We start from the raw sequence: 12,550 nt of genomic DNA, 5'->3' as shown, positions 1-12,550 counted from the left end.
GCAGAAAAGAGCGCAGAGCAGCCAAGGATCAATCAATATTCCCTGTGAGCCGCCGTTTTTTGCTTACCTACCGTCAAAATCTTTAGGGGTGGCTTTATTAACGTATCAACCTGCCTTTTGTTTGGGTGTAGCCGCTCGGGCGTGGGAAAGATCGGCCGACTCTACATTTTCAGTGTAATAAAAGTAGCTATCGGGCTCAGCTTTTGTATCTATACCATTGATGACCATGCCTAATACCCGCTGACCCGATTGCTCTAAAAACTCCTTGGCAGACCTAGCTTTAGCGGCATCGGCAACCCCAGGACGCACTACCATTAAAAGACCGTCTGCCAGCTTGCCCAAGACATTGGCATCCGCTCGACCCAGCAGCGGCGGCGCATCAAAAATAATGATTTCATAGCTGTCTGAAAAGTCTGCCAGCAGAGCTGCCATCCGTTTTGAATCTAAAAGCGCCACGGGGTTAGGGGGCGTTACGCCCGCCGTTAGCAGGGTCAAATTGGGCATAACCACCTGAACGGCGTCCTTAAAATCTATCTGCTCCACAAGAATGTTGCTCAGGCCTTTCAGGTTAGGCGTTCCCCAGACCCGATGCTGCACGGGGCTGCGGAGATCGGCATCGACTAGCAGCACTCTGCGCCCCACCTGCGCCATGGCCACCGCCAGGTTGGCCGCCACTTCCGACTTGCCTTCCTGGGGCACTGAACTGCTAACGACTATAGACCTGAGGGAGCGATCGGACCCTAAAAACTTGAGATTTGTCTGCAGCATCCGAAAGGCTTCGCTCAGGGGAGAACGTCCTAAGTCTCGGGTTACCACGCTAGGAATCCATCGTTCCTGGTGGGCATAGAGGAGGCTTTCTTCTGCCGGGCTAGTGGTAGGAATAACCCCCAAAATTGTCAGACCAAAAATATCCTTGGCTTCTTTAACGGTTTTGACAGAACTGTCGAGTAGGTCTAGAACAAAGGCCACCACCACCCCTAGCAGCATACCCGCCACCATACCAGCGGCTAGCACGAGCTTGCGATTAGACCCTAGGGGATATTCTGGCGTCACGGCCGGTGAAATCAGGCGAACATTGCCAATACTTTGGCTTTCGGCCACCTGAAGTTCTTGAAAGCGCGTCAGCAGCGTTTGGTAGGTGGCCTTAGCCACTTCTAGATCGCGTTCTAGCTGGCCCTGCTGCTTTTCTAGCTCGGGCAGCAAAAGCATGCGATCGCCGTAGCGCTGTTCCTGCTCAGATAGAATCTCAATCTGGCTAGCTAGCCCCTGCCGTTGGGCATCTAAATTAATTAATTCACCAATTAACTCGGCCTGGAGATCGCCAATCTGTAAATTGGCCTGCTGGGAGAACGATCGATCATTAACAACCTGATCAATCCGCTGGCTCAAAATTGATTGCAGATTCTCTCGCTGACTGTTGAGCCTAGAGATAGCCTGGCTGTCGGGGGTAAAAAGCGTGCTGCTGCCGGCAATCTCTTGTTCTACCCGCTGTAACTCTTCAAGGGCAGCCTGTACTCCCACCGACTGACTCAGGGCGGCCAAAACGATCGCATACTGAGAATCATCAATATTGAGCTGGGCGCGATAGCTGGCGGATACTGAGTCTATATTCGAAATCTGTGACTCTGCCCCGTCAATCTGCTGCTGTAGACCAAACGATATATCGACTAGGGAACTGGCCTCTTGGCTCAAGGCAACAATCTGGTTGCGCTCTTTAAACTGTTTGAGGTTATTTTCTGCCTGATTAAGGTCTGCCTCAGTCTTAGGTAACTGCTGAGAAATAAAATCTCTGGCTGATACTGCCTCAGAACGGTTTTCGCGCAGGTTGTCTCGAATAAATATGTCGGCAATTTTGTTGACGACTAGGGCAGCTTGTTCAGGTTCCTTAGAGGAGTAGGCGATGCTGAGAACGTCGGTGCCGGGCAGAGCTTTAATGGACAGATCTTTGGTAATGTCATCGGCCTGCACTAGGTTGCCATCGCTATCTCTTAGGTCTAGTTCTTGAATAGCGGTATCGATAATGGGTCTAGATTGAATGACCTCTGCCTGGGTATCGAGCGGATTTGCCTCAAAGGTTAGAGATTCGACCCGCCCCAGGGCTTCGCCCAAACCCGTTAACGAGGTCGATCGATCGCTTCTGAATAGCAGTTTAGCCTCAGCTTGGTAGGCAGACTCTTCAGTTAGAGCGAGCAGCAGAGCCGCTAAGGTCACGACACCAAAAACTCCGATCGCTGGTTTCCAGCGTCTTTTTAGGATTAGCCAATAGCTGCGAAAGTTAATGTCCTCAACTACAAACTCGTTATCCATAGTGACCGTCAAATAGTTATCTTAAAAAAACGCGAACCTGCATGAATACATAGACCAATGACTAGTCGTTATTAAATAGGCCAAAGATGTTGAGAATTCCGAGAAAACCCGATAGAGGCGATAAAATTGGCCCTAACGCTCGATTAATATTGTCAATACCTACCAAGTATCCCCGCTTGGGAACCAAAATAACATCTCCATCTTGAATCTGATAGCTGTCTACTAAGCTGGATAAATCAACCTGCTGATCTTCAACCTGTCCGCTGCTCGACAACCGCACCAGACGAACATCCCCCAGAGCTGCATCTGCGTTTGGCCCGCCGGCGGCGGCGATCGCCCCTGAGATAGAGCTGTTGGGCTGTACCTGCACTTCCCCCGGATTGACCACGCCTTCGCCAATTACCCGCACCCGCACATTAGTCGGGGCAATGCTAGAACTAGCGAGTAGCGCCTGGTCAATTTCAGTGGCGGTATCGGCCTTGGGCACGTAGACTACATCGCCATCAAACATGACTAAAACACCCAAATTGTCTTGACCAATTAAGGCACTCCAAAGGTTGATGGCATAGTCTCTGGTTTCGCCACTGGCGATGCGACGCTTTACGACCACCTGACGAATATCGGCGGTGCGACGAATACCGCCTGCGGCGGCCAAAGCTGCAGTTAGGGTGGGCGTGGTGGTGGTGGTGGTGAGACTGTTGCCGCTGGCAATGTTGGTTTGGGCCTGGGTCAAACTGCCCAACTGCACTGGCCCGGGCCGATAGACATCGCCCACTACATTGACAACCACAGGGCGGAGCACCGTTAGACTCATATCTACTCTGGGGCTGACCAACTCCCGGCTCAGCAGACTCCTAACCTCGATTTCTAGGGCTTCTAAGGTTTTGCCAGCGGCCACCACGGTGCCCACTAAGGGTAGGCGAATACTGCCATCCGAAAGTACAAAGCGTTGACTAGAGGCCCAATCAAACGCCTCATAGCCAATAATATCCATGCTGATTTGATCACCTGGGCCGAGCAGGTAATCGCTGAACAAGTCACCCCCAGGGGCAACCGTCGTACTGACGGGCTGTGCCTCAGATCGCCTCGGCTGGTCAGACCCGCTGGGAGGAGATAGCGGTAACCCCTCTTCAGGCTGGGGCTCTTGGGCGATCAGGTGAGTGACGGTTTCTCTGCCCTCTAACGCGTAAACTGGGGCGATCGCCCCCACCCAACTACTGTCCGTCGCCATCAGGGCCAGCGCTAGAGCCATGATCTGAGATGATTGGGCGATGGAATGGGCCTTCATTACGTTGCTCCTGCAGACGCTATCGTCTCAATGGTGAATATCCGTCAGGCGAGTTGAGGGCCTGGGTTAGCTTAATATTGCCCTCGACCATGGGCCTAGTTCACCCATCAATTGGGCTGACCGTAAAAAATTCCTCGGCCGCTGGTACCCACATAAATACGGCCAAACTGCCCGCGATCGCCCTCTAGGTAAGTGACGTTACTCAAAACCTGCCCATCCGTAGAAACCTTTACCCAGGTAGCCTCAGTGGCATCTCCAGGCAGACTCGTCGCATCGTCGGAGCGAAATAACCCTTCCACGGCATCGATCACCCCATAGACAAAGATGGTCGGGTTAGAGCGACCGGGAGCGGCCTGCCCAAACCCAAAGGTCAGCGCTGTTTCAACCTGGGCCACAGGCACAAAGGTGACCCCCGCATCGCTAGATCGATACAGGGAATGGTCTTGCACACTCAGCCAAACCTCACCCTCCAATGCAGGAGCAGCCTCAACCTTGTGTATCCAATAATCAGGCAGATCAGTGACGGTGCGCTCCCAACTGGCACCACCATTTACACTACGGTAAAAACTTCCCCCCGCTGCCTCGCCATATTTAAAGAGATAGAAAAGATTGCCGTTCACTCGATCTGAGGCCAAAGACTGGTTGGGAAACCAGACCTGCAAAGTCGTGCGATTGGGAGCGCCCTCTACTGATTGCCAAGTTTGGCCACCGTCTAGGGAGCGATGGGGATAGACATCCCCTTGGGGTGCCCACACAATCACCGGCTTACCATTGGGTTGCAGCGTGGCTGAAACCGCTACCTTGCCGTTAAAAGCCCCGGCCGGAACGTTGGCAAACGCGCTCCAGGTCTCGCCATTGTCAGCCGAATAAGCCGAGCGATTCTCGCCGTCGAGCCGCCCTCCCGACCCAGGAGAACTGCCGACTCGCACCAAAATGTTGGGGTCAGCCTCGGCAAAATCAAGGCCGGTGGTATCGCCAAAGCGCCCGCGATCGTAGGTGGTTTTGGGCGGTTCAGTCAGCGATTGGTGGTGAAACCCATCCATATCGGCCACCCCGCTAAACAAGTTAGCGCCAGTGCTGCCGGGGGGGCTTCTCAGGGTGAACACTACCAGTTCTTCCAGGTTTGCCATGGGGGTACACCAACGGGAAGGCTGTGCCGCTATATCCTCCGTGCGCATCACCCCAAACCCCGTCGTCAGCCAGACCTGATTGGGCTGGCGAGGGTTTACCGCCAGCCCGCCCATCAGGGTATACAAATGCCAGTCGGGCCACCAGTCGATGGCATCTACCTGGAGCGTCAGCTGCCGCCAGGTTTGGCCACCATCGGTAGTCCGATATAGCCCCTCGGGTGAAAACGGGTAGGTCGCCACCATTAGTCCGTCTGCGACCTGGGGAGCGAGGGCGATCGCAGAATAGTTTTGGCCAGGTTGGGGGGTGATATTGTGCCATGCTCCCTGCCGATACCGCCATACCCCGCCATTGGGTGCATCTGCGCTGGTGAAGGTGGTGATATAGAGACTGCCGTCCCCAGCGATGGCAGCCTGTTGGGGGCTCTGAAGCGCATCGGGGCCGCCAGCCAACAGCGTCCACTGTTGGCCACCATCGCCACTGTAGTAGACCCCCTCACCCATAGCCCCAACATAGATAGATGAACCACTGAGGTCAGAAGCTGGTTCCTGCCCCTCAACAGCTGAACTAATCTCGACAAAAGACAGCCCTCCAGAAGGTACTCCGGTAGAGGGGAAATGGGTTACCTGGTCCCAAGTCCCTCCCCCGTTTTGGCTCTTAAATAAACCGTCAAATCGGGAGCCAAAATAAATCACCTCGCCGTTGTTGGGGTCTACGGCCAATCGTTCTCCAGCCCAGCGCCAATCGCCGTTTCCATCCATGGCCACCGGATTGTCGGGTCGCAGAGAAACTACCTGCCAAGATTCGCCGCGATCGGTAGATCTCAAAATATTGCCGCTGGCAGCAGCATAGAGACGATTGGGTTCGTTCGGGTCAAGGGCTATGCTTTCAATGCTGTAGAGATCCCGTTCTCCATCTAGCAGCTGCACCCAGGCCGAGGCTTCGGCCTGCCACCGATAGATGCCCCCCACATCCGTGCGAGCATATACGAGGTCTGGGGCAAGGGGATGAATCGCTATGCCTGTGACAAAGCCCATGCCCGCGATCGCCACATTGCGCCATCTGTAGGACTCAGACTGCATAGAATTCGAAATAAAGGTGGCTTGAGTCTGAGAGCTAGAAGTTGTTGATGCGCAACTAGGAAAAAGCTGAGAATAGGAATAGGTGCAACCTGGAATGCCTGCCGCCAAGGCAACCGTCAAGCCAAAAATCTGCGACGTAGACAACCAAGACCTAACAGGCATATGAACCCTCGCCCCTTAATAGTTCAACAGCTCATCCTAACTTCCTAGGCATTAACAACTGCCTTTTAATTAGCATAATCCCAGCCCTAGAAAAATAGACTAGCCAACTCACAATGCCTAAAAGCTTAGGTAGTTTTTCAAGAACATATTTTCCATGAAAGGCAGCGTCAGAAATTAAAGTATCAATCAATATCGAAAAGGCAAACAGGAAAAAGGCTAAAATCAAAAACAGGCATTCCGTCTTCTTAAAATGCCGCCTAAAATAAGTAATATAAATAGTAAAACACCCAAAATAGATTAAGAAAACAAAACCCTCCATTAAATTTGATTCCAAAGCCAAGTGAAAAAAATTAATATTGGCTATGGATGCTCCAATATATTCATGGATTTGCAGTAAATCGTCTAGAGCCAGCCAAATACTAAGGAAGCCAGAAAGTAAAAAAAATAAAAACCATTTTCTGTGCAAAGTTTCATCAGCGCAAGTCACAAAAGAAAAAAATATACAGATTGCTGCGCTTGCCGCCCAGCACAAATCTCCCAAGATCGAGATCAAACCCACAAAGGGTGAAATATTCGCAATTTCAGCAGGGTCAGAAACTAACTCGTAGGAGCTAAGCCCTAACAGTTGCCCCAACGACCAAGTTAGTATAAATACAAAAATCGTAGCCAAATAGATCTTAGCTATATCACTCCGCTTAGCTTTGATCTCCCGGCAAAACTCAAATCCTGAACTTAAGAATTTTGAGAACATTTTAGCACTAGCCCTAGTCAAAAAACAGATCATGCCTACTCTCACTAATTAAGCAATTCACTAGTTAAGCAATTGATTAAGGCATAGTTGAAGACCCTGATGTCTCGCCATCACTTCACCAAAGAAAAAAGATTGCGTAGCAAAGTCCCTAAAGTCCTTTTAGAGCGATCTAAGTTTAACTGAACTTTGCTTACTTTAAAGCAAACTAAAATGCCAAAAATATAAAGATTAAATAAAGTTTGTCTTAAGGTTATAGGATGTTTAAAGGCTTTCGAAGCTGAATCCCATAGAAGACTTTTTACCCAGCTATACACACAAGTAAACTAAATCACTGATATTTCTTATCCTTCTGTTAGCGTAAATGGATCAAGCCTTGGCAATAAGAGTTAGTGATGTGGTACAAAGCGCTAAAAATTGATTCGAAAAGTAGTTGCCCTAGCGTTAGGCATGTAGAGGGCAGCCTGGTGCATCTCGCCTTTGCAATAAGCACGAATGCGCAGTCATCGAACCCACTTAAATCAAGGGGTCTGAAAAGCTGTCTCAACACTGGACTTACAAGCTAGAGATGCACCCAGTCGATCTTATTTCCCCCTTTGTAAAAGGGTTAGCCCAATAAGATCTCCTCTGCCCGCATTGACTATGCAAATATGTACACTTACGCAGAATATTTACTTCGCTTACCTCTAAACAATGATCCGGACACTCTTCTGAGTGGGTGCTGAAACCTTTGATTCTCGTCAACTAAGCTGCTGGTTAAGAGGTCTGAAACCTGTGTTCCACAATTAGCTGTCAAAAACTGTTCAGAGTGTTGTCTAGAAAAATTGTACTTTGTTTTATCGGAAGGTAAATTGGATCTTGCTACTAATTTTTTTGGCAGCGTTTTTTAGGTAAAATCTTCTTCTAATGTTAGCTATCTTATTTTGTGTCTCCGTCTTTAAAATAGGCATCTGCAGTGTCCGCACAGCTTCTCTATAATTAGCTGTGCTTTTTCCTCCCAGCACGATCAAATTGGTTGTTTCCGAATCTAGCAAATATCGTAGGCTAAGATTTACCATCGAAAATGTCTCTGGAACCAGGCTTTCATAGGCATAAAACTGGCTAAAGTCCAAATTGCTAAACCAATCTTTACGAATATCATCCTTATCTAAAACTGGTTCTTCGTAAAAATACTTTCCAGACAAAATACCTGACTTCAATGCACCACGAATCATAGTTCCAAGATCAAATTTTTGCGCCAGTAGCAATATTTTCCTGGGCTCTTTCAATAGAGAACGCTCGAACTGAACAACCTCTAAGTTACTTCTACTCAATAAGTTTAGTAAAATAAATGAGTCATCAGTTGAAATACCGTAGTGACGAATTTTTCCTTCTTGCTTTAGCATTTCTAAAACGTCAATACCTTGATCAATATCATCTAAACTAGGAGGAGTATGATATTGATAAATATCAACGTAATCAGTTTTTAGCCGTCTTAAACTACCTTCCAGACTATTTCGAATAGTATTAGAATGAGCATCTGTGATACGTTCTCCTCTCTGTCCTCGCCGCCATCCAAACTTTGTACTTAAAAGCCATCGATCGCGTCTCCCTTGAATGGCTTTTCCTACTCGTCGCTCTCCCTCTCCAGCTCCGTAAATTTCAGCAGAATCTATCACGTTAATGCCCATATCTTCACAGGCGTGGATCAAATTAATTGCTGCATCATACCCCACGTCAGGGAATCCGTCGGCCTTTCCATCAAGGGATACAGGCCCACTGAGTTGATAGGTTCCAATTCCAAATACAGAGACCTTCAAGGAGGTCTTTCCTAGTGTTCTATATTCCATTTCAACTTCATCCTAGCTGAGGCAAAATGCTATCAGTGATCTAAAGCAGCTACTAAAAATTTAGTTTTAATTAGTTGGCTTTTCTAATATGGATTTCTGACCAGCAACGCCTTTAAGCGATTTAAGATATTCTTTCCACCTTCCTGATAATCAACAAAATTCATGCATGATTTTCCATTTCGAGAAACAACAAAATAGGGTGGCTTTAGAGTTGGGTCGTAATCATCTAAACGCATATATTCTATGACATATGCCCAGCGATCGCTCTGAGTTATATTTGGAGTAGTGCTGTGCAACATAAATGAAGAAAATAAAACGATATCTCCTGGTTCGGCATTAATTAAAACAGGGTCTGAAACAGAACCAGAGTAAACCATCTCTTTACCAACTTTTTTGTGGGGAAGACTTTGCCTATGGCTGCCAGGTTTAAGTAACAGGGCACCATTATCTTCAGTGGTTTTCGTCAAAGAGATCCAAAACTGATAGAACTCATTTCTTAGACCGTTATAACCATTGTCTTGATGCCAAGGAAAGACATCTGCTCCCGGCCCTTTTGCAACGGCCTGATCCCAACGAATCCAAATATCAGGCCCAGCAAACATTCTCAAAAGATCGATTATTTTTTGCTGTGAAACAAACTCTTGAACGGATATGTCATGCATAAAAACCTGACTGCGAAAAGTCATTGCACCCCGAGTCAAAATCTCAGAAGATGAATTCTTTGAATCTTGAATTCTTTTTAAGAGAAAATCCACTTCTTCAGGGGAAAAGAAATTTCTTAATATAACAAAACCCTGATTCTTAAAGTCTTCTAGAAGCTGATCTTCATACATTTTGGGATGGGGGATTCTCATTAAATTTCCTTTGTGTAATAAAATCTAGAAATTAGAAACTATCTCGTATTGCTCCGGGGATCAGGACACAAAATTATTTTTTTTGAATTTTTAATAATCAGACGGCTCAACTTTTTTGGGAAAAAACATATAATAAACAGCTTTGCAATTAGTTTTTGTGCATACTTTTCTCGAATGATCCCAGGATAAAGAAGAAGAGCAAATAATAGTTTTTCTTGGACATACTTTAAATCTACAATTTCTACATGTTGAGAAAGTGCTAAATCAGCACAATACCTAAATAGAAAGGCCTTGCTCTTTTTTTTCAAACGCTGAAAATTAGCTGGAGCAGTCTCATAGGCTTTTTCCAAAGCTTGTAAACCTGCCGCTTCCATGACATAAGTTTTTGAGCTCATAGAACCGGAAACCTTTCGATAGAGAATTTGAGGCCTAGGTACAACTACGATATTAAATTTTGAAGCAACTCTTAAACAAAAGTCCCAATCTGAAAAAGCTAAACCAGGCTCAAATCCTCCAATTTCATCAATTACCTCACGACGGACTAAAATGTTAGAACCATTTCCTATAAAATTGCCCAGCAATAGGTCTGGATAAATATTGCCCTCAAGGGTAGATTCAGACCCCTTTACAAAGGAACTGCTAAGATCTTCATTAACCATCATGTTTACAGTCCAGCTGTAAACTGCACCTGATTCAGGTTTTTTAGAAAGCGCGGCAAGTTGTGCTTCTAATTTATCATTAGTCCAAAGATCGTCATTGTCAAGAAATGATATAAATTCTCCTTTTGCGTGCTCAATTCCTCGATTTCTAGCAACCGATACACCGCCGTTCGGATACGAAAATAGCAAAACTCTCGAATCATCAATTGTGTTTACAATCTCACAAGTACTATCTTGAGATCCGTCATCAATTACGATCAGTTCAAAATCGCTAAACGTTTGCTTTAAGACAGATTCAATAGTCTCCAAAATAGTATTTTCTGCGTTATAAGCAGGAACAATAACAGAAACTTGTGCCATGCTTTGACTTATCCTAAAAAAGTTGATTCAAATTTCAAAAATTACTATAAAACTAATTTCTATGGCCGAAGACATACTAAAAGTCTTATGCGTTTGTAGCTGCGGATACTCAATATCCTCTGAATCAAGTAGATCCATTAGATGGCTCATAAAAAATCTATGAGGATTTGTTTGTATAGCCTAAATTCTATAAACTATATATTCTTTAGATCCTTTATAACTGATGACTTGGGCAGGAATACCGACAGCAACAGCTTTATTTGGAAGACTTTTAGTGACTACAGCATTAGCTCCGATTGCAGCATCATTTTCAATAATAATAGAGCCGAATACTTTTGCACCTGGGCCAATAAAAACGCGATCGCCAATTTTTGGGCAACCTCTTCTAGAATCTCGACCCCCGAGACCAATCGTTACTCCCTGGCTAATATTGCAATTTTCTCCAATTACAACACCGCCATTTATAAATATCCCTCCGAAGTGTCCAATATAAAGTCCCTTACCTATCTTTGCTTCGCAACAAATACTGATTCCTGTACAAATTTCAATGGCTTTATGCCAAATTATGCTGACTAACTTAAGAAAATGGCGAAGCAGAGGAATTTGAATAGAATAGTGAACCCAATTGCTAAATCGGTGTTCGGCTAAAGCCCATAGACCTTGCTCAGTTAAAATCATAATTAACCAGAATTTTTGACGCAAAACCACATAGCGGTCAATATCCCCCCTAAATTTTTTGAACATCAGTTTGCTTCCCAATCTTTGCCTATAAGATATTTTTAGGCCTAATAAGATTTAGACTCATTGATTGAGTCATAATCCACCCGAACCGGCGTGCTGACGGATGAAGAAAACACATTACATAGTCAGCGAAACCATATGAGATGACGGTTGCTATCGCTGCTCCAACCTCCCTATAGGGCGGAATCAAGATTGAATTCAAAAAAATATTGGTAGCAGCACCTGCAGCGGTGAACCAAAAGGCGAACCACGTAATACCCTCTGTCGTAATCCATATTTCTTTAACATAGCCGAGAAAAAGAAACATAGATGACCAGATATGAATTGAAAGCACTATTCCTGCTGGGGCAAACTCGTCTCCAAATACTAAAATGACGAAGGGTGTTGACAAAAATGTCATGGGAACAGCAATACAGTACACCAAGATTGCCTGAAAATTGGAGAGCTTCTGAAGCTTTTGGTAATAGAGAGATTCACTAACTTTTTTGGCAGCAATAATTGATGGTGCAACAGACTTGACGATCATGGTAGAAGCAAAAGGCCAAATTTCGGATAGTTTAACTGCTGCTGAGTAATTTCCTACAGCCTCCGTATCGGCCAACTGTCCAAGCATAATTTGGTCAATTCGCATATAAACTACAATGGCAAAGGTAGAAAATATAAGAGGAAGACTGATACGCATTAACTCTTTAGCCATTTTCAAGTCTGTATTCCATGCCAGAATCTTATTTCCAGCTAGATTAAACACAAAAATGAATGCAACTACATTTAAAAAACTTTCAACAGTGACTAACCAAGCAAAAAAGATAATGGGAGCGTTCGATTGCAGCAATACGATACGAATAATTGTGGCGACAATAAACGCAGTATTTCTAGCTGAAACAATATATTTTGAATCAATTTGAGACTGAAACCAGAGTTCTATAACATTAAACCCTCCAAAGAACGAGCTAGTTGCAATTATTATCACCAATTTGCAAATTAAAACGTCGCCAGATTTAAGCAATAAAATTGAGACGACTGAAAGCAAAAATACCAAAATTTCAGCAGCAAATTTTATAAAAAAAGAAGTTCCTAAAATTGCATCTTTCTTTTCAGGGCTATTTACTAAGTCTCTGAATATAATTTGGTCGGAAGCTAGCTGGCCTAACGGAGAAAATATAGCCACAAATGCAAGTGCATAATTTAATGAGCCAAATTGATCTACACCCAAAAAGCGAGCTGTCCAAGCCAAGGTTAAAAATCCAACGGCCATGCGGAATACTCGCTCAGCTGTCAACCAACCAATATTGGTAATAATCTTTAAATTTTCAGTATTTAATCTTCCATAAAAAATGTCTAAAAGACTTTTCAACATTTAGTTTAAAGTGATGAAAGGTGCATAAACTTAGT

9 protein-coding genes are annotated in these 12,550 nt (G+C 45.4%); all 9 read right to left on the bottom strand.

The window, feature by feature from the left end; all coding sequences use genetic code 11:
• Positions 1 to 105 precede the first annotated feature (105 nt).
• On the bottom strand, positions 106 to 2,307 hold the full coding sequence (locus tag VB780_RS12310; RefSeq protein ID WP_323351450.1) for a GumC family protein: 2,202 nt from the start codon (positions 2,305 to 2,307) through the stop codon (positions 106 to 108).
• Positions 2,308 to 2,368: 61 nt separating this feature from the next.
• Complete coding sequence (locus VB780_RS12305) at positions 2,369 to 3,595, bottom strand: polysaccharide biosynthesis/export family protein (RefSeq protein WP_323351449.1); 1,227 nt, start codon at positions 3,593 to 3,595, stop codon at positions 2,369 to 2,371.
• Between the two features lie 107 nt (positions 3,596 to 3,702).
• A complete protein-coding gene (locus VB780_RS12300; RefSeq protein ID WP_323351448.1) occupies positions 3,703 to 5,805 on the bottom strand; it encodes a hypothetical protein in 2,103 nt (700 codons plus the stop codon).
• A gap of 193 nt (positions 5,806 to 5,998) precedes the next feature.
• Positions 5,999 to 6,751 (bottom strand): hypothetical protein, encoded by a 753-nt coding sequence (locus VB780_RS12295; RefSeq protein WP_323351447.1) that lies wholly within the window; start codon positions 6,749 to 6,751, stop codon positions 5,999 to 6,001.
• An 800-nt stretch (positions 6,752 to 7,551) separates the two neighbouring features.
• Entirely contained in the window at positions 7,552 to 8,514 is a 963-nt protein-coding gene (locus VB780_RS12290; protein WP_323351446.1) for an aldo/keto reductase, read from the bottom strand.
• A gap of 113 nt (positions 8,515 to 8,627) precedes the next feature.
• A complete protein-coding gene (locus VB780_RS12285; RefSeq protein ID WP_323351445.1) occupies positions 8,628 to 9,377 on the bottom strand; it encodes a phytanoyl-CoA dioxygenase family protein in 750 nt (249 codons plus the stop codon).
• 59 nt (positions 9,378 to 9,436) lie between these two features.
• On the bottom strand, positions 9,437 to 10,417 hold the full coding sequence (locus tag VB780_RS12280; RefSeq protein ID WP_323351444.1) for a glycosyltransferase family A protein: 981 nt from the start codon (positions 10,415 to 10,417) through the stop codon (positions 9,437 to 9,439).
• A gap of 180 nt (positions 10,418 to 10,597) precedes the next feature.
• A complete protein-coding gene (locus tag VB780_RS12275; protein ID WP_323351443.1) occupies positions 10,598 to 11,161 on the bottom strand; it encodes a serine O-acetyltransferase in 564 nt (187 codons plus the stop codon).
• 22 nt (positions 11,162 to 11,183) lie between these two features.
• Positions 11,184 to 12,515, bottom strand: a complete 1,332-nt coding sequence (locus tag VB780_RS12270; RefSeq protein WP_323351442.1) for a flippase — start codon at positions 12,513 to 12,515, stop codon at positions 11,184 to 11,186.
• Positions 12,516 to 12,550: the final 35 nt, after the last annotated feature.

Origin of the sequence: Leptolyngbya sp. CCNP1308, from assembly GCF_034932455.1 — a bacterium.
Lineage (GTDB): Bacteria > Cyanobacteriota > Cyanobacteriia > Phormidesmidales > Phormidesmidaceae > Nodosilinea.
The sequence above is the reverse complement of the archived record's forward strand: the minus strand, read 5'-3'. Positions and strand labels throughout refer to the sequence as shown.